The sequence below is a fragment of the Aquimarina sp. BL5 genome (assembly GCF_003443675.1).
Lineage (GTDB): Bacteria > Bacteroidota > Bacteroidia > Flavobacteriales > Flavobacteriaceae > Aquimarina.
In genome coordinates this window covers 5090342-5112870 of sequence record NZ_CP031963.1, presented here as the reverse complement: position 1 = coordinate 5112870, position 22529 = coordinate 5090342, and the positions used below count along the sequence as shown (strand labels likewise).

At 36.0% G+C, this 22529-nt stretch carries 4 protein-coding genes; all 4 read right to left on the bottom strand.

Features of this window, described 5'->3' with window-relative positions:
- Positions 1-12: 12 nt before the first annotated feature.
- Complete coding sequence (locus D1818_RS21430; protein ID WP_118461669.1) at positions 13-6960, bottom strand: PKD domain-containing protein; 6948 nt, start codon at positions 6958-6960, stop codon at positions 13-15.
- 184 nt (positions 6961-7144) lie between these two features.
- On the bottom strand, positions 7145-12046 hold the full coding sequence (locus D1818_RS21425; RefSeq protein ID WP_118461667.1) for a glycosyl hydrolase family 8: 4902 nt from the start codon (positions 12044-12046) through the stop codon (positions 7145-7147).
- 39 nt (positions 12047-12085) lie between these two features.
- Positions 12086-14470 carry a cellulase family glycosylhydrolase gene (locus tag D1818_RS21420; protein WP_118461665.1) on the bottom strand — a complete coding sequence of 795 codons (2385 nt, stop codon included), beginning with the start codon at positions 14468-14470 and terminating at the stop codon, positions 12086-12088.
- A gap of 198 nt (positions 14471-14668) precedes the next feature.
- The gene (locus tag D1818_RS21415; RefSeq protein ID WP_233558594.1) at positions 14669-21292 is read right to left on the bottom strand and encodes a glycoside hydrolase family 48 protein; all 6624 of its coding nucleotides are present in this window, start codon (positions 21290-21292) and stop codon (positions 14669-14671) included.
- Between the last annotated feature and the right edge of the window lie 1237 nt (positions 21293-22529).

The window sequence follows — 22529 nt, the reverse complement described above, 5'->3', positions numbered from 1 at the left end:
ACAGTGATTTCTTTATTTAGTAATTAGTTTAATTACTGTTTTTTTATTGTTCTTAATCTGTATAAAGTACATTCCTAATTGTAGCATATTCATATCCAACTGTATTGTTTTTTGGCTTTTTTGAATATTTCTTGATAATAAGATCTTTCCATTTATATCTACAATCCTGATCAAACTTCCTTTTAAATCTTGGTTACTTTCTACAGTAAGGTAATCTGTAACAGGATTTGGAAATGCTTTCATCTTAATCAAATCATTCTCTATAAATGGATCTTTAAATAAGCTTTCGCAATTTGGAGTACTATTTTCATTACTGAAGTATATAGTGTATGCTCCGCTTTTAGAAACCAGTACTAAATTATTCCCATCCATAGTTACATCATAGGATCCATCAAAATTTGATATTCCCATTCCAGAAAAAGTAATCGTAGGCCCTACTTGGTTGAATGTCTGACCAACTATACTTGCTGTCAAGTCAATCCACCAACCGGGATTACCGTTATTGGTATTCATAGAGCATTGCCATAAACCATTATTTTGTAAATCCCAATTGATTGTAAAATTGGTCACATTACTCAAATCTGGACCTCCTTCTCCTAAAACATATGCATAATCATAGGATGCATTAGACAAAGTGGACAACGGAGTACTCATAGGAACTCCAAAACTACAGTTAGGTGTTCCTGTTGATTGACTAACAATTATTGTATTTGTTTGGTTATCGAATAAGTTTCCATCATTAACTGTTAGCGTAACTATATATTCTCCAACAGTGGTATATGTATGCTCGATATTCACTCCACTTCCTGAAGTGCCATCACCAAAATCCCATGCATATTCCAAATTGTCGCCATTAGCATCAGAAGATGCAGAAGCATCAAAATTCACTAATAGTGGTGCTATTCCCGAAGTTACAGACATAACGAAATTAGCTTCTGGAGCTATATTTCCTTCTAAAACTGTAATTGTAATAGAATCTGAAGTATTAGAAAGTATTCCATCGCTAATAGTCAGAGTGGCTGCATATGACCCCGATGACATATATGTATGCGAAGGATTATCCAAGTTACTAGTGTTTCCATCTCCAAAATCCCATATATATGTAATTGCCGAACCGGCTGGAAAACTTGATAATGAAGCATCAAAATTTACTAACAACGGAACATTCCCGGAAATAGGTGTTGCCGAAAAATCAGCAACCAAAATAGGTGTTGTATTTTCTACTGTAATTATTACAGATGCACTATCAGTCTTACCATTACTATCATCAACTGTCAGTATCACCTCGTAATTTCCTGGTGAAGAGAATGTATAGGAAGTTGTAACACCGATAGCGGAGTCTCCATTGCCAAAATCCCAGTTATATGTTAAAGAATCACCATCCGGATCACTCGAACCTGAAGCATCAAAATCAACGGATAATGGTGCTATTCCATCAGTAACATTTGTACTGATATTTGCAGTAGGTTTTCTATTAGATATCTCTCCTCCATCAGGTTCTAATCCCCAAACTAATTCTCCTTTATAATATAATGTAGTTAACACATGTGGTTTCAAAGAAGTTTTACCAGGATCATATGAATAATCATTACCCTGATTATGAGTCTGAAAACCTGAATGGTGTAACCTAGTTTGGATTTGACCAGACTTGTTATTGGCATTTAAATTTCCGGAAGATGCAGAGAAACCAATTTCTAGATAGCTATTTTCTAGATTGTTTTCGAAGACACCAACCGTTCCTACTACAGCGGAGTAATCTATATTGAAATTCATAGCGGCAGTATTCTCTGGAGTATACCAATACCTAATCTTAAAATCGCTTAACGCATGACTTTCTGATGATTCACTTACTATCTGAAATACGGGTTTCAATTCTGGCGTAGATACTCCAGAACTGTTATCTCTATATTCTAGGCTAAAATCTGTATTCGGAAGATTATTAAATCGTTCATCAACAGTTATTGTTATCTCCGCTGAATCTCCAGTAATTTCTCCACTTTCTGTAGCCAGAGACAAGACTATCGTATGTACACCTTCTGATAACCCAGAAATAGGTATTGGTGTTACCTCAAACATTGAACCTTGCTCTACGCCATCAACAAAATATTTCACATGCTGTCCACCAGGGGTAATATCCCATTTATAAGTAGAAAATTCTATTTCGAAATCAGGTCCTACTAATCCACCATCTGATGGTGATTGAATAATCGCAGTTGGATTTTCAGGTAATGGATCATTCGTTACAATAACAGTAATTGTTTCGCCTAAATCCGTTACAGAATTATCACTTCGCTCCATTTGTAATGATAATTCATGAGGTCCTTCTGATAGTGCTGTACCATCTGTAAACTCTCCTTCTGAAGCAATTAAACCTCTATCTTGTCCATCAATTTTGAATCTTAGTTTGTATTGCTGCGACGGTAATTCCCAACCTTCTGTTTCGAAATTTATTTTTAAAGGAGCGTTGACCAGCTCTCCATCTATAGGTGATTTAAAAAATAAATCTGGCAATGGACCTATTGGCGTATCCGAATCTCCACCATGAAGTGTCCATAATACTGCCGCATCGAACATATCCAACCCTTCATCCGTCAATAAATGCATAAACTGATCTCTAAGTGGAAATGCAACTCTTCTCGAAGGAATTGACAAACTTGCTTCGTATCCAAACAAAATTGGTAATGTTCCTGCTTTGGCGATTATAATTGCCTCCGCTGTGGGATTTCCAAAAGGTAGACTTTGGGTAATAGAATACAAAGCCGTATTTACTCCTGCACCTGCCGCCATAGGATGTGTGGGATCAGAAACTGTAACTGTAGAGAATCCATCTTGTGTGATACCATAGCCTGTATTCAATTCTCCAGAAGTCATTCTTAGTTTTCCATACATAAATGGATTCCAAGTCATTAATGGGATTTTTGCTGCTTCTAAATCATTACCCAATTCTCTAGGATCTACGGTAGAAGAAATTAATGCCATATCAAATGGATTAGCTGATTGAGGGCCTGTAGCTTCTTCATCAGAAAAGAGCGTAATGGTAAATCCTAATTTTTGTTCTAAACGAGATTTAATCCTTTGATCTTCTGACGTTAAGTTGTTTTTATCTCCAACAACAAACATCACCTTAATTGTGTTTTTGTATTTAATGGTAGCTTCTGGAGTAATAGAAGCTGTATTCCCATTATTGTAGAACACCTTTGCTGAAATTGAATAGGTCTTCCAAATTATAGGAGTCCAGGTTGACTCAAAAGGTGCAGCGGTTACCTCGTCAATTATACTATTGTCTACAAAATATTGAACTTTAGTAATACCTTCAATATTAGTTTCTACACTCAGTTTTATCGGATCTGCTTTATCTATATTCATACCATCTTCAGGCGAAGATATTTTTAGTATTTGTTGAGATTCCTGAGCTACTTCTGATCCATCAATCTGTTTAATATATGCCTCTAACTGTTTTATTTGATTAGCATTTAGAGAGGAAGTTGCTCCATGAGCATCATTCAGATTATGAACTGTAAATACTTCTGTTAGCGTTTTAGCAGTTCCATCATGTAAATAAGGTGCCGTTGCCCATACGTCTTTTAAGGTAGGGACATCTAAACCGACTAATTCTTTTTGTAGGCGATTTCCACTTGTAGCAGAAATGGTTCCAACATCATGTAGTTTTCCTGTTTTACTATCTGTAAAAGCTTCTCCGCTATGACAGGAGGCACATTTTAGATCTTCGAATAAAGATTTTCCTGCAACACCATCGGTTGTTAAACTTCCGTCATTATTACGATATGGACTTGGGCTAAAACTATTTAAAGATTCTATATAAGCTGCTAATGCATCCAGATCTGCCGATTTTCCTTTCTTAACATCTCCCAGAGTAAGTGCAGTAGTACCTTCATTAAAATCTGTATCACTCATAAAACCTTGTCCATTAAAATGAGAACGCATATCATTTTCAAAATCTTGTATTTCATCAAAATTAGCACTCCAGTGGACTCTTCCGTGACCAGTTCCTTCTCTACCGACCAGAGAAATGGTATTACGCAACCCTTCTCCTCGATCTGTAAAATCCCAAGTTCGACCATCCTGAGTTCCGTCTATATGACAGGTAGCACAACTGACGTATCCATCAGTTCCCATTTTTAAATCTGAAGCGTCATAAAATATTTGTTTCCCTTTTAGTATAACAGAACTTAATGTTTCATTACCAACTGTAGAAACAGTAGCTAGCTCTTCTAAAGTACTGCTACCAGTTTTGATCATATCTGCTGCATCAAAAACCGTTATACTACGATCCATAAAGTTTTTTACAAAAACACGATTTGTGGTTGGATCAATTGCTAGACCTTGAGGTGCTTTACCCACATCTTTTTTTAGTAACTCCAGCCCTTTTTTAGGATCAATCACTACGATTCTATTGTTTCCTTGCATGGTAACCAATAAATAATTACCAGTGGGAGTATATAATGCAGATGATGGCTGACCATGATTATCTATATCCAATCTTTTAGGAACATCTTCTTGACCATTTACAAGATTAATAGGAGAAATTGCTGTACGAACTACATTATCGAAAACCAATGGTTTTCCATCTCTGTTTAATCCTCTTAGAATATTATCTTTTTTGGCTACGGACCAAGCAGATTTATTATTAGGATGAATGGCTATACCTGATATATAATTTGGTAAGCCTCTTCCTTCATTTCCATTATCTTGTGTAAAATCATCTATAGGAAGTGAAATCGTAGTATTTATGATAAATGTATCTAGATTCACTTCCCAAATTTGACCTTCTTCATCCGGTGAAATGAATTTTGTAACTAATAGTTTAGCTCCATCACCACTGACGGCTAATGCGCGAGGAGTTGTTCCTATTTGCAACGTGCTTTTTATAGTATTAGTAACAGGAGATACTTCTAAGATTTTTCCTGACCCAAAAGCGGATATAAAACCACGACTGCCATCTGGTGTAAATACAACTCCATATGGATTAGATCCTCTATCTAAGGCTATTTTTGTTTCCAAAGAACCATCTTTCTTAATTATATATACCTCATCAGAGTCTCTACAAGTAATCCAAGCTTTCCCTCCAGAATCCAATGCTATGCTTACCGGGTCTTCACCCACAGTTACTTCTCTGATTACGGATAAGTCATCTGCGTTGACCATCGTAACAGAATTATTATCCGGATTGACAGACCATACTACTCTATTATCAGCATCTATAGCTATTGGGCTTGATTGAGTAGGTAAATCTGCCGATACAGATGTAACTACTACAATTGATTGGGAACCTACTACAAAACCACCATTATTATCAGATACTTGCGCTTGCACTAAATAATTCCCAGCTTCTGTATATGTATGAGAAGTATTTTTTCCTATCCACTCTGTTTTTGGAGAACCATCTCCAAAATCCCATCGATAAGTCAGCGGGTTTCCATCTGGGTCACTTGCATCTGCCGTAAAATCTATTACAGATCCAATGGTTACAGGAGAAGCAATACTTAAGTCTATTCCTGCAATTTTCGGTGATTGGTTAGAAGAATCGCCTCCGGTAGTAAAGTAAAAAACATACTCTTCCATTCCATTACCAACTGCGTCTTTTATACCTCCTTCTGTCAGTTTTACTTCATATGTTGTATTAGGTGAGAGATTCTCTTTTGGTGCGTAATTAATCACCTGATACGAAGTAGTTGTGACATCTCCTTCAATCGGTGATCCTCCCAAAGGACTTACTTGTATTGTTTCATCATTAATAGTAAGATCATCTAAAGTTTCATTTATTACAAAACCTATTGTAGATGTTACCGGTTGATTGATAGCTCCAGAAATAGGAAAGTGATGACCCATAGTTGGAGGTGTTTCATCCAGACCATCTTGATGCGCAAAAATCGAAGTTTTATCATCTCCACTAGCCACCAAAATATGACCAATTGGCATCCACTGATTGTCTATAAACTGTAAAGTTTCATCACTTGAAGGTGGAAAAAACTCTTGTTCAATTTCCATTGTTTCAAAATTGAATTTTACACCTCTATCAAACCTACCAGAAAATCCGTATTCATCCTGAAATATCATATAACGTCCTAACGTAACCTGATCAGAATGTAAACTAAACCCCAGTTTCACATCTGTAGGGTCACTAATATCAAATGCTACGAGTGCATTAGGACCTTCATTACCACTCATAAAAACTAGGTGATTTCTCCATAACTGAAAACCTGTACTATATTGTTCGTGAGGTATATCTCCTCCAAAAGATCCTAGAAATTTTATGTTTTCCGGATCTCCAAAATCAAATACATTAATATCTCCAGTTTGCGGTGCATAAAAAACGTAATTTCCGATTCTTACGACCACATCTGGCAAAGAAACAGTGGTAGGTATATCATCAACCTGGGCTCCTGTTCTCATATTAAACACTCTACTACCGTCTATAGTGTGAGGAAATGTTTCTAGATTATCATAATTAGATTGCCCATCTTGTACCGTATATAAAATATCAGAGGAAGTGATAGGTTTTCTTTCTAACATATTGGAAAGATCCAAATATTTATATCCCGTTCCTTCTACTTCTGGAACTGAATACTCACGATAAAATAAATCTCCTTCTAATTTCCACCATCTATGGCCATTATTAGCAGCTTCGCTAAACTGTACTCTTTTAGGAGCGGTTGGGTTAGATACATCCCAAACACCTGTTCCCGCTTGCCCGTTAATCATTAAATAATTGCGATGATATGTATTGATTCTATCTCCTTCAGGAAAATTGGCAAGAAAGGTTCCTGCTGGCCATGTTTGTGTGGTCATTACTGGCCCTTCTGTTCCATCATAGTTATCGATAACAGATGTAACGACTAATCCAAAGGAAATTGATATTGCAAAAGCATAAAATAAAGTAAGATGTACCTTTCTTATACGATCGTACCAAAAGCGTATCTTGTAAGGTGTTAGTTTCATAATAGGGCTGAGTTTGAGTTTAAATTTGAGTTTTTGATTGCGTCTATTTGTTTTCTTTTATCAAGAAAATTTTAGTTCAGATAAATCTTTAATGAAAGTAATAGAAAGAGTCTAGCCTTGTGGATACTCTTCTCTTTCTATTACTTAAGCTAGAAAATCATTTGATATACTATTTTCAAAAAAATTATCTTTTAATAATCTGTTTTATTTTAATTTGTTTATTATGATATAGTTTTACGAAGTACACACCAGATTTCAGGTCGATCATCTCAAGAGATACTTCATTCACTTTTGATTGTACTGAAACCGTTTTTATTGTTCTTCCTGTAATATCTATAATGCTAATTATAGCATCATTAAGAGGATTTTTTGTTTTTATAATTAATTGATCTGTCACAGGGTTTGGAAACACTTTGGCACCTGTTATATCATTAGCTCCTGATTCTCTTACCACATTCCCACAATCGGGTGCTGTCCCACTATTACTACAATAAATGGTATAATCGCCACTCGTAGAAACCAATACAAAATTTCCTGTATCCAAAGACACCCAATAGGTTCCGTCTAAATTTTGAATACCAGAAGCAGTAATTGTAATACTTGGTTGAGGCTGACCAAAATTTTGTGTAACTATAGGTAAGAAATCAATCCACCAACTTGGAGATCCATTTGTTGTACTCATGGATAATTGATAAAGTCCATTATTGTCAAGATTCCAGTTGATTCCAAAATCTTTGATATTATCTAGGTTTGGCCCTCCAGTTCCTAAGACGAATATGTTGGTAAATGTTTTACTTATATTGGGCAGTGGCTCAGCAAATGGAGTATCAAAATTACAGTCTCCTTCTCCAGTATCGACAGGGTTTCTAAATACCGATAAGGAGTTAGATAAATCAAAATCTCCCGTAAGAGCCGTTACATTGTTATTCACGGCTAAGCCTTGTATGCCATTTTCATAACTCAAGTGCCATATTAAGCAATTTCCAATACCAGCTTCATCAAAATCTACTGCCTCAATAGTAGCAGGTAGTCCCAAAATATTATTTTGATCGTCTGTAACTACCCATTGTGAGTTTGTACCTATATTATCCGTTAGTGTAACTCCAGACACCATATCCGAAATACCATCTCCCACGGTAAATGTGAAAGGTCCACCTGTAATTGTTCCTCCATTTACAACTGGATCAGGATCTGTACTTCCTCCATCACAATTAGGAGCAGTAACTGTTTTACTAAAATAAATCGTGAATCCTTTGGTTTTAGAAACAAGTACAAAGTTTCCATTATCTATAGTAACCCAGTATGCTCCGTCTAAATCTGGAAATCCAGAATTTGTAATAGTAATTTCTGGTTGCGCTGTATTTAGGTTTTGAGTTACATTAGGTAATAAATCATTCCACCAATTAGGAGCTCCGTCATTCGTACTTATAGAGAATTGATAGAGACCATTGTTATCTAGATCCCAATTAATTTCAAACTTTGTAATATTATCTAAGCTCGGTCCGCCAGTACCTAACACAAAAACATTTTCAAAAGAGGTATTCACCGATGGTAAAGGTGTAGCTATTGGTGTATCAAAAGTACAGCTTACATTTCCATCAGTTACTGTAACCGTTCTTGACACACTATCACTTTCTCCTGTAGCATTCATTACCGTAAGTGTAATTATATATGTCCCTACATCGTAAATATTTGAAGCTGCAACTGTTGTCGCAGATATTCCATTACCTAAATCCCACGCGTATGTTAATGTTCCGCCATTAGGATCCGTAGATGCTGATCCATCAAAAGTAACTTCTAATGGTGCTACTCCTCCATTAACGCTACTCGTGAATGAGGCTACTGGAGTTGTATTATTTGCAGTTGGTTTATAAATTTTATATGTTCCAGCTACATGCATATAGCTCATCATATACAATAACCCATCGTAATATCTAAACCTTCCTGATGGTGGATTTAATTCAAATAATTCATCGACAAAAGGCCATACTTTAGCATCTTCCAGTGCTAAACTACCTACTGCATTACAAGCAACTAAACCTGGGTTGTGGTCTGTATTTCTAGCTGTACCATCCAATGTCCATAAACCAGGATAGTTAGGTTTATCTTTAAAGAAATCTATTTGTCTATTGATAATCGGTTGAATATCAGCTTTATTTTTTTGGAACCAAGCAAAATCAAATCCCATATTCATTATATTCCTCCAAGCATCAAATTCAAAATTAGCATGGGTACCAACTTCTTTTGGTCTTCCATCAAATTCTGAATAATCCGGTATTAATCCAGTAATAGGATGTGCTGCTCTAGGTAATAAATACGTACGACTTGTAGTTGCCATATCGGTCCACAATGCATTATTGTTATCTGCATACATTGCCCAAATCTCATAGAATCCGGCAAGATGATATGACGGATCAGTGAACGTAGCTGAAGTTCCACAAGGCGTAAAAACAATCTGATTTTCTTTTAGATCTACAAGGTTTGTTGGACATTGACCACTATCCGCACTTGCTTTGTTTATCATATTGTCCAATATGTAATTTGCTTGTGCGCGATAATCAAAGATATCTGTTTCAGAATCGAATGCTCCTGTACCTGTTTCACTTCCCCATCGAGCATCCGCAAAAAATAATGCGGTTATAAAATACTCTTCTCCATCTGGAGCAGGGTTTGAATCAATCATTGAAAAATCAGTTGTACTTAGTTGCCAAGAAAATATTCCTTCCTTAGCCGTTCCTGGCTTATGCTGACTATACGTTTTTGCAAATTTCCAAAGCTTATCAAATGCTTCTTTTTTATCTAATTGAACACAAATCATCATTCCGTACGACATTCCTTCTGAACGAATATCTTCATTACCTGTATCTAAAATATAGGCCATATCTGTACCTACTTCGAAAAATAACTTTTCAGAATTAGGATCACCATTCACAAAATATTGATTCCAAATTTGGTCTAACTTATCTTGAACTTCAATTTCGTTTTTACCAGATTCTACAAACATATTACGATATATACCTGAGGTAAAAGAAGGTTGATCTGGAATAACTGGTGCTGGTCTGACATTTGGATCGTTTACGGAAATGATCTTTTCTGCACTCGACATATTACCATTACCATCATTCACTGTTAAGTTCACCGTGTACGATTGTATTTCAGTAAAAGTAACAGTGGGATTTTCCAGTGTTGATGTTTGTCCATTTCCAAAATCCCATGCATAGGTTAATACATCACCATCTGGATCTGAAGAAATCGAAGCATCAAAACGCACTTCTAAAGGAGCATTCCCAGATTCTGGGGTAGCGGTGAAAGAAGCTTCGGGAGGGTTATTTCCTGTTCCCCCATCAAGTGTAAAAGTCATGGTGGAGTAATTAAATGCACCTTCGTCCATAAATACTCTCATCACTTGCTCACCTGCACTTAATGTAACATTCGGAATTTTCTGCGGAATATAATTAGTCCATCCACCTGTGGTTGCTACATTCTGAATTCCTGTAACATCCACTCCATCAAACTCAATATGATATGCGCCATTAGATACAGCCGAAGCTACTAATACATCTATCGAATATGTTCCTGCTTGAGCCACGTTTACTGTATATTCGACCCATTCACCATCGGCGGTGAACCCAATATTCCCTCCATCTCCTTCTAACTCAGTATCAACGTCTTCTTCTGGCCTTACCCCATCTCCATCATTTCCTGGAGTTGTGTCGTGATAGGCTACTACTTCTCCTCCTAAATCAAAAGAAGTAGCATTAATTTTTCCTGGAATAGGTTGCGGTTGACCATTCACATATGGTACCTGAGGTGGCAGAGGAACATCTTCAAAAACAACTTCGATTGTATGATTCGCAGTAACATTAGAAAATGTAAAAGTTTCTAAATCACCTACTGAGGCTCCATCCACTAAAACATCTCCAATTTTGAACCCAATAGTTGATGCTATATCAAAAATCTGATTATCTCCTTCAGAAACAATAATATCGCCTGATGGCGAAATAGAACCACCAAGGTTCGTTGTAGCACTAATCGTATAGGTAACTCCGCAAGCAGCAATACCCGGATCTAGCATTGATGGTGGAATTATAGATGTGTTCTTAATAGAGTTTATATCCGTAAGGGACATCTCTTGAGCAAAATTAGTCGCCCAATTTCCATATTTCCCATCAGTTGTAATATCTAAATCACTATTAGGAGAGCCGCAATCATTATTATCTACAGCACCCCAAGACCAACTTAACCATCCGATTTTCTCTTCTTGCAACCTCTTCATCATTTCTACATATGGGAAGTTTTGTCCACACGCGATTGGCGAGGCCACTTTTTGCGGTCCTTCACCTATGATATAAGGAAGTTTCTTAGTTTTAGCATCTGCAATCATTAGATTTAGGCGATCTATTTTTGCTTGATCATCCCCATTTGTCCAATAGGTATGTACTGCAAAAATGATATTATGCAGCGGATCGAATTCTAGTAATTCGTTTCCTCCTTCTAAAAAATAACTTTCTCTATTACCATATCCTCCGCAATCAATCATTAGGGGGGTATCAATACCTGCATCTCTCAATTGTGTAATAGCATCTTTATAATAATTTACCCATTGCGCTGTTGATTCAGATCCATTTCCTACTTCATTACCTATATTTACTATTAACCACTTCTTGTACTTTTGAATAGTGGCCAGTATTGCAGGTCTTTTCCAATAGTCTAATAATAGTTGAAGCTTACTAAAATCACCTGTTGCGTCATGTAATTCGGCAACAGGTATCATTGAGTTTTTAATACTATTATTGATCAGTAGATCCAGCTCAGTCTCCGCGCCTTCAGTAGTCCAAACTAATCGTACTGCGTTAGATCCCGTTTTTGCTATTTCGGGTAAAATTTGTTCACCCGTTCGATCTTGCGACCAAACAAACATTTCGTTTACTCCACGCATTACAATTTCTTCACTACACGATGTGAAAATTTTGCCATTTTCAACACGAATTGTATTCTGTCCATATGCAGTATATTGTAATAAAATCAATAGTGCTATTGAACAGAAAGTAACGAACCTTATGGAATCTGTTTTTAGATTTTTCATTTATAAGCTAATTAAGATTATATACTATTTTCCAAAAAACTATCTTTTAATAATCTGTTCCGTTCTAACCTGCTTGTTATGATATAGTTTCACAAAGTATACACCAGATTTCAGATCAATCGTATTCAGTGATACCTCATTTACTTTGGATTGCACTGAAATTGTTTTTACGATTCTTCCAGTAATATCTATAATGCTAATTGTAGCATCATCAAGAGGATCTTTTGTTTTTATAATTAATTGATCTGTCACAGGATTTGGAAATACATCGATACTCGTTATTTCTTTAGTAACTGATTCTCTTAGCACATTTCCACAATCCGGCGCTACACCGCTATTACTAAAATAAATAGTGAAAGTGCTGTTTATAGATACTAATGCAAAGTTATCTCCATCTATAGTGACATTATAAGCTCCATCAAGGTTAGGAAACCCTGTACCGGACAACGTTACACTTGGTTGTGCAGCGTTAAAGTTTTGACTGGTAACATTAGTTTTAAGATCATTCCACCAGCTTGGCACACCATTATTGGTATTCATAGAAAATTGCCACAATCCATTATTTTGTAAATCCCAGTTAATTGTAAAATTAGTTACGTTACTTAGATCCGGACCTCCTGATCCTAGGACATAGATATTACTATAAGAAGCATTTGCAATGGTTGGTAATGCATTAGATAAAGGTGCTCCAAAAGTACAATCTCCTCCGTTATTAGGCTCTGTAATAATTATAGCAATAGTCGCTGTATCAGAAATCCCATCCACATTAGAAACTGTTAATACAACATCATAACTACCTGCATTAATGAACTCATGATTTATTGTCATTCCAGAACCTGCCGTTCCATCTCCAAAATCCCAACTATATGTTAACGTACTTCCATCGGATACCGTAGAACCAGAAGCGTCAAAATTAATAATAGCTGGTGCTATACCGCCAGTAACATCAGTAGAAATGTTTGCCGTTACTACTGGTATATTAGTATCTGGATCATTAACCGTGATAGTAAGAGTTTCCGTATCGCTAAACGTTCCATCGCTTACAGTTAATACTACTTGATACTCTCCGAAATCTGTAAATAAGTGAGAAATACTTTCTCCTGTAGCTGTTGTTCCATCTCCAAAATTCCAATTAAATGTTAGAGTATCACCATCTGGATCTGAAGAAGTTGATCCATCAAATGAAACAGTTAATGGTGCATCTCCAGAAATTATATTACTTGTAAATCTTGCTGTAGGAGGAAGATTTCCTGTTCCCCCTACAACATTTGGAATAAATGGTGCTAAATGGGGAGTTAATACATCTAATTTCCATTGATTAACATTTGTCCAGTCATCTTGTAAAATTCCACCAGTATCACCAGAGTTAGGATTCATACTCCAAAATGTCCAAGAGTAGATATCACCCATAAAACCTGTAAATTCTGTAAACCAGGTATAAGCGATTCCCCCAAAGGCATCCTGATCTTTTATACCGAATTCTCCTAAAAATATTGGAGAAGTACCTTCTTCGTATAGATAATGAAAGTTATCTGACCACAAACCGGGCATATTTTGTGGAAAATTGCTCGCCGTAAACCAATCCTGTTGCGATACTTCAGGTCCGTATTCATGAGCGGAATATACAAGCTTACTTGGATTAGATAATTGAACAGGATATTGCTTTGCTCCCATTAACTGTCCTCCCCACCAATAAGAATTTCCTTCAAACTCTCCAACGCCTTCTACTATGATCAAAACATTTGGATTTGCTTCAAGAACTGCATTTCCACAACGTTCCGCTGCCTTATTCCAATCCGTATCTGGATTGCTATCTCCCCAAGTAGATCCGTGTGGTTCATTATTCAAATCCATGGCTACTACAGCAGAATAGTTCTTATAACGATCAGCTATAAAAACCCAGTCGTTAATCCAGCGTTCTTCGGAATACTCAGGATTATACCAAACTGCTTCATTTAAAAAACCATCTGCTGCCCTAGAATGATTATCTAGTACTATCTTCATATCATTTTCCTGACACCAGCGTACAAAAATGTCTAGTAGTTCTATTGGCTTACTTACAGTCGTTTCTTCTTCATTCATTGGTGATATACCTGTATATGGATCTGTACCATATGAATTCACTGCGATGGTGGAAGATGGATTTAACATCTCATTACACCATGGAACTCTTATGGTATTAAAACCTAAATCTTTGATTTGTTGTAAAACACTTTTCATATCCCTTGACCAAATTCCATGAGGAGAATAGTTTTGTGTTTCAAAACCAAACCAATTTACACCTGTCAGGCGTACTTCATTTCCGGTTGTATCGTATAATTTGTTACCAGATACTGTTAGAAAATTTTGTTGCTGTGCTGTAATTTGTGTGATACTGCCAAAAAACAAGAACAGCATCATCAAATAATTTATAAATCGTTTCATTGTATGTATTTTTTTACTTTTTGAATTGTTATGATCTATTAAATCAAAAGTTTATTCAGAAATATGATCGAATGGAAAGTGTTATTAATCGATTTTCACGATTAAAAAAATAACGATCGTAAAGTTTTCTATCTGTTAAACTTGAAGGAGCTAAAAAAACAAGAGAGAGGTTATCAAACCTCTCTCTGTATTTTACAATTAATTTTTGATAATCTTATTTCTGAATTTCTCTCCAGTGGTTATATCAAAAACTTCTAGGATATACATGCCAGAAGGTAAACCATTTACAGAAATTCTGGTAGACTTTTGTTTATTCAACATTGGTTCTGCTCTAACCACATTTCCTGCAATATCTATTATTCTAATTCTGGTATTATTCATATTAAAATTAGTAGAAATAGTAACGTAATCTGACGCAGGATTTGGCGAAGCTGTTACTTTAAATAGATCTTCTGGAGCTTTTACACCAGGTTCTTGATCACCAAAAAAGAATCCAAATTCTGCATTTGCCAAAGCAACTTCTATCTGAGCCCAACTTCTATGGTAACGTTGTGTATACTCTTCTCCAGCATTGTACGCAGCCTCCAATCGGTCAAATTCAGGGTCATTTTTATAATCAGATCTTATATCAAGGAATGTTACTCCTGGTTTGATCGGATCTCCATTAGGCATTGTACCACTAAATCCACTAGGAATGAATACTTCTTCTTCAAAGATTCTTGTAAAATCTCCTCTGTCTTCTGGAGAAGAAACTCCTTTATCATCTCTGTAGGTATTCCACATTCTGTCTAATACCTCTTTAGCAAGATCACGAGCATCTGTATCTAGTGTAGCATGCTTTTGCGTTGCAGCAGCATAATAAATAAGTGCTTTTGCCATAGAAGCTGCAACACCAAGGTCTTTTCCATAATCTGTAACAACTACGCTAAGATTATTATTACTTCCCGGACTGTTCGGATCCCAAGCGTCTGGCTCACCAGTCCATTCCAAAGTTGCAGGAATTTCGAAATCGTCAGTTCCTATAAGTTTTACTTCGCTCTTAACCCAAGTAGCCCATTTATCCATTAGATTTTTTGCCATTGCATCATTGGTAATATAATAATACTCTGCTACTCTCTCCATGGACCAAGCTTGCCATCCGAACCAAGTACCACTTCCTGGATCTAGATATACTGGGTTCGTATTAAAAGCCATATCATAAAAGGTAGATTTACCAGCAGGATATGGACTATAATCGCCATTCCAACTATTAGTAGCTCCACCGGCAATAGCACCTTCTTTGGATTGTAACCAAGTATAGAATTCCATCTGTCTTTTTAGACTTTCTGTCCAATCTCTTTTTCCGTTTTGAGATTTTGGTTCAAACTCAGTTATTTCACTCATGGCATATGCTGCCATAGGATTTTGATACCCAAAGTGACAATGGCTAGAACTGATTCTAAAGGCCCATTGCGAAGCAGGATCTGCCGAACCACCCCAAGACATGTACCACGACATTAAGTAATGTGCACTGTCATATCCAGATCCCGCTCCACTGGTCGCACTTTGTACTCCCATAGGCTTAAAATATTTATCAAACATGGATAATCTTAAATAGTCACCCATTTTAGTAGCTTTATCTAAATCTAAGCTTCCTAGACTTGCTCCCTGTTCTTTTGCATAAACCTGAGCCCAATACATCGCCTGTACTGCTCTAGCATCAGCATCTGGAGCACTTGTGTATCTCCATTGTTTCGCATAATTCTGATCTTCAATAAATAATGGAAGAAAACCATCTGCTCCTCCCCATTCAAAACTTTCCCAAGATGGGTGAGGTACTGTTTCATAAACAGATTCTTGTTCTCCTCTTTGGAATGTATTTATGTAAGAAGGAGTACTTATTCCATCTCCTCGATTACCATATCCATAAAAATTATCATTATCTAGCAACCAATGCATCTGATAAATATCGGCTCCATATGCCGCTGTTAAATCAGATGAAACTGGATCTACCCCTACTGGTGCACTAAACTCTAAAGGTGCAGGATATTGATTTGGCAAAGCAAATTCGCTGGCATAAGCTGCCGGTGAAGAAGGGTTATAAGCCGCATTCGATGGTTGATCAGCTGCTGTAGGAATTATAAATTCTTCAATTTTATTCCATACATTATTAAGAGGAGCCCAATCTTGTGTGATTCTTCCATTCATAACTTCTAACCAAAGCCAATAAGAATATAATTCACTTGTAGACTCATGACCATGATCAGGAGCTTCTACTATTAATGTTTCCACAGAGTGATGTGGAGATCCGTCTGCACTAAAGTATCCGTTAGCAGGATCGTAAAACTCATTTCGCATTTCTATAAAGCGATTAATATATGCATTATCACCAGTTGGAGGATTAATAATAATATCCCCATCTGTAACTGTAATGGTAATAACCGCTTGATCAACTCCTCCATTTCCATCATCAACTGTTAAAGTTGTAGAATAAGTTCCTATAGAGGTGAATGTATTTTCTACCATTACTCCAGTAGCAGTATTTCCATCTCCAAAATCCCAACTATAAGTTAATGCATCTCCATCGGCATCTGTTGAAGCAACTGCATCAAAAGTCACTACTAATGGGGCTTCCCCTGAAATAGGAGTTGCAGAAATATCTGCTACCGGATCTGTATTTCCTCCTCCAGTATTACCACAATCAGGTTCTGTAGAAGTTAAACTGAAATAAAGTGTAAATCCTCCATTTTTAGAAACCATTACAAAATTATCTCCATCTACATTTACCCAATAAGCTCCATCTAATCCTGTAACCTGAGTACCTGACAATACAGCTTCAGGTTGAGGAGCATTAAAATTATGCGTTAAATTTCCGCTAAGATCAATATACCAATCAGGAGTTCCATTATTCGTATTGATTGCAAATTGATACAACCCATTGTTTTCTAAATTCCAATTGATAGAAAATTCGCGAATATTACTAGGATCTGGACCTCCAGTTCCTAACACAAATATGTTGCTATATCTATTATCTATAGATGGTAAAGCAGAAGTTATTGGTGTTTCAAAAGTACAATCACCTCCGCCATCAGTAACTGGATTTCTAACTACCGAAATTGAATTAGAGAAGTCGAAATCTCCTACTAATGCTGAAACATTATTGTTAGCTGTTAAACCTTGTAAACCATCTTCATAACTAAGATGCCATATTAAACAAGTACCAGTTCCTGCTCCATCAAAATCTACATCTTCTATATTAGCAGGTAACCCTAAAATATTATTTTGATCATCAGTTACTACCCATTGAGAGTTTGTCCCTGTATTTCCTGATAAAGTAATTCCAGAAACATTATCTGTGATGCCATCACCAACAGTAAATGCAAATGGGCCTCCAGAAATGCTACCTCCGTCTGGTCCTGGTTGATCAACTGGATTTCTAACTACGGTTATTGAATTAGAGAAGTCAAAATCTCCCGTTAAAGCTGAAACATTATTGTTTGCTGCTAATCCTTGTAATCCGTCTTCATAGCTTAAGTGCCAAATTAAACAAGTACCAGTTCCTGCTCCATCGAAATCTACATCCTCTATACTAGCAGGTAACCCTAAAATGTTATTTTGATCGTCTGTAACTACCCATTGAGAATTTGTTCCGGTATTTCCTGATAAAGTAATTCCAGAAACATTATCTGCAATACCATCGCCTACTGTAAAAGCAAATGGACCTCCAGAGATAGTACCACCATCAGTTATTATAGGATTAGAGATGCCTCCATCACAATCAGGAGCAGTAGCGGAAGTACTAAGATAAATAGTAAATCCGGCTGTTTTAGAAACCAAAACAAAATTACCTTCATCAATAGCTACATAATATGAACCATCAAGTCCTGAAAATCCAGAACCAGCAATTGTAATTTCTGGTTGAGAAGCATTAAAGTTTTGGGTTACATTTGGTAGGAAATCATTCCACCAGTTAGGAGTACCATTAGTGGTATTAACGGAGAATTGATATAACCCATTGTTAGCTAAATCCCAGTTTATATTAAATTTTGCAATATTATCTAAGTTAGGGCCTCCATCACCTAACACGAATATATTTTGAAATTCTTCATTGATAGAAGGTAATGCATTGTCTATTGGAGTTCCAAAAGCACAACTTACACTACCATCCGTAACACTAATCGTTTTTGTTTCAGAATCTGTATCTCCTGCAGCATTTGTTACAGTAAGAGTAACAGTAACCTGTCCTATTACCGTATATGTAGTAGATGTAGTCACTGTAGAAGCTGCTTCACCATTACCTAAATCCCAGCTATATGTAAGATTTCCTCCTGCCGGATCTGAAGATGTAGAAGCATCAAAGGTTACATCTAATGGAGCTACTCCAGAATCTGTACTCACTGTAAAAGAAGCAACAGGACTTCCATCGGTAACAGTAATTGTTACTGTTTTAGAATCTTCTTTACTTCCATCGCTTACCGTAAGTTTAGCGTCATACTCGCCTATTGCTGCATATTCATGAGTAATTGTCACTCCTGAACCAGTTTCACCATCACCAAAATCCCAAACATAGGTTAAAGAATCTCCATTCTCATCAGATGATGTAGATGCATCAAAACTTACCATTACAGGAGCAATCCCTGTGGTTGGTGTTGCAGAAAAATCTGCTATCGGTGCTATATTACCATCTAATACCGTAATTGTTTTTGTAAATTCTGAAGAAGTATTAGTTCCATCACTTACAGAAAGTGTCACTAAATAAGAACCAATTTCTGTATATGTAATTAACGGATCCGCAACAGATGATGTTTGCCCATTACCGAAATCCCAATTATAACTCAATGAATCACCATTAGGGTCTGAAGAAGCTGATGCATCAAATGATACTTCTAGTGGTGCAGTTCCTGATTCTGGAGTTGCAGTAAAAGAAGCGGTTGGCACTTCTCCTCCATTAGGTTCTCTACCTCCTACCAATATACCATCTGCATAAATAGGAACATTATCTGAAATTTTTAATGTATTATTTAATCCCTCATAAGAAAAGTCATTCGAAGCATCCCAGGCAGTAGCAGGCGCTCCTACAGGTAAAGACACTCTTAATTGAATTTCACTTCTATACTCACCTTGTCCTCCTGGAAAAGGCATATTAGCTTGATCTACTTCTATTTCTGCATAATAAATATTGCTAGAAGCATCCCATTCCTGTAAACTATTAATTGTAGTATTTCCTGCTCCTCTAGCTGTTAATTCATAGTCACCAGCACTAAATCCAGCTGCAACTCCTTCAGAAATATCTACAAAATAACGAGCTTTTAAATTATTCGGTACTCTAGCCGGCCATCCTGTTCTATTATTTAACCATATAGCTACTTCTGTAAAGCTAGATTGATCATTATTCAGTTTAACTTCGTTCGCAAACTCTAATCCGGGAGTTTCTGGTTGTGGAAAATTAGGCAATGATGATCCTCCGAATTCCATTACCATTCTCGCTAGTACTCCCTGATAACAGGCATTATAATCAGTTGCTACTTCATTTGCCTGAAAATCATCTCTATCTTCTTCAAAAGCATCATCCGGTTTAGCAGGACCTCCCATCAAGGCTCCCCACATCGTATGTCTTGATTCTACAGGATTTGCACTACTTCTAGACCAACTAGAATGTTGTCCTCTATGATGTGGTTTTGTAGGTGGGTTTACACCAAAACCAGTTACTAAACTTCTATTGTTTGGGTTATCACCTAACGCATAATTTACCTGGTTAATAGCAAAATTACGGTATTGAGTGCTTTTAGGTGTATTGACATTATCACTATAGATAAGAGCAGTAAGTGATGCATTCATTGCGTGACGTAAAGATCCCCATTGTGTTAAATGTGCTTGACCTCCTGGAGAGTAGTTGACTCCTCCATTTCCTTCTTGCCACCAATCTAAATGACGTTCGGCATCAGTCTTATATATATCCTTTCCTGTAATTATTGATAACAAAACCATATTCCCATAGGATTTATCTTCCCATACAAGACTCCATAAAAAATCTGGTTGTGTATATTCTGCTTCAGCTTTATCTAAATATTTTTGCTCTCCGGTAGCTTTATACAACCAAAGTGCACCCCAAGTAAGTTCATCCTGAAAGTTACCTGATGTATACGTTCCTACTGCTGGTATATTTCCTTCGGAAGTATACAGCCCTCTGTGATTATCACCAAATTCATATAATTCAATTGCATGACTTAGTAATGTAGCACTATAGGCCGGGTCACTATCTTTAAAAATAATACTAGCAGAAGCTAAAGCGGCTGCTGTTTCACAGGCCACATCTGTACCTGGATTACTAGTTGTCAATGCATAAGATTTACGTTGTCCATACATCGGATGCACATCAACCATCTCTGCCGGCATCCAAAAATTATGATCTTGTGATTTACTATCTGCTACTTGTGCATAAAAAACATTAGGAGAAGGATGACATTTAATAAAGTAATCTGTCACCCATTTAATATTCCTTTTAAAATGTTCGGTCTGATTTGCAGTGTCATAACCATCTTTATATTCTAGAAAACCCCAATTGAGGGCAGTTACAGAAAATGCCATTGGAAAACCAAATTTAACATGGTCTCCTGCATCGTTCCAACCACCGGTAAGATCAAGCCCTACATCTGCCCCGTCATTTACTCCAGAATCAGATCGCCAACTTATTCTGTTCCAATCTGGTAACTTTCCTGATTGTTGTGTTTCATAGAAAAGCAAAGACTTTTGTAAAGCTTCTCCATAATTGTATTGTGCCGATGATTTAGCACAAAATAAGCACCAAAACATCATCATGCTTATTTTAATTAAATTTCTCATTGTTAGTATAGTTTTAAGATTTGTGTTTTTTTTGAATTGTTTTGAATTATTTTAGGTTTTAGTTCATATGATTGTTTTAAGGTTAATCAAAAGATGAAAGTAATTCTAAGCGAACTAGCACAACCACTTTAATTATTAAGTGATGTCATTCTGATAGAATTCGTGTTAAACTCTTTAGTATTCGCTATGTAAATTGGTTGACCAATTTACATAAGTGTTATCATATCTTACTTTCTGGATTCGTTTTTTATTCTATTTCTCTTAGAATGGATACTTAAACGAGATAAAAAGCTTTCTATATCTCCAGTTTCCGTTTAAAATGTGCAGTTTGCTTTTCGTAAGATACCTTACTTAATATTGTTGGATTATTGTCTTTAGGGCAATTCATAGTTAGTTTAGTTTTAAGTTCATCTAATTTTAATAAAACCATATCTTACATAAATTGGGAAAATGCTAGATATGACGAAAGTTACGTTTATGTTTTTTTCGTTCATCGATATACTACTTTGGCTGAATCGGTTATTTAATCATTACAACGTTGTAGTACTATCTCTTAGAACGAAGAATAAAGTTATAACAACTTCGATGTAAAAATGCAGTAATCAACACCTTAACTACGTCTTAACAATTTCCATTTACAGTTTAACGACTTTAAACATTAACCCGAGAGGCTACCGTTTCACTGGATTAAAAGGAAACAGAATTCATGATTCTTAATTAAACCAAAAAAGAAAATTACTCCGATGTTAAGAAGATACTAAGAAAAAAAGGTGAAAAAAAAATTGAAAAATTCTTGATTTTATACAAAAAGAAAACTTTGTCAATGGTAAAACCATAAACTGATTTAACAAAAAATCATTTTATAAGAACATTTCTTACGAAAATTTTGTTAAAAAAGTTAAAAAATTAAACAAGAAACAACTTACATTATTTTTTCGTTTTTAGAAATTATCAGATAAAATGCGTAAAATTCCCTATAATTATAAACTATAATCATTGTTCATTTATTTTATAATTGTAAAGGATTTCATTATTATGTAAATAATATCAAGCTACAACAAAATATTACCACTATATCGTTTTAGTTCCTAAGTAGGCGTAGAATAAGGAAATATCAATCATTACAATTATGTTATTTCGTACTCATACTGTAGTAAAAGAAGAGAATTTTAGCCTTAGGTGTTATTCTTTTATAAATAATAATCTAGTATATAAGTAGTTATCAAAGTTATAATGT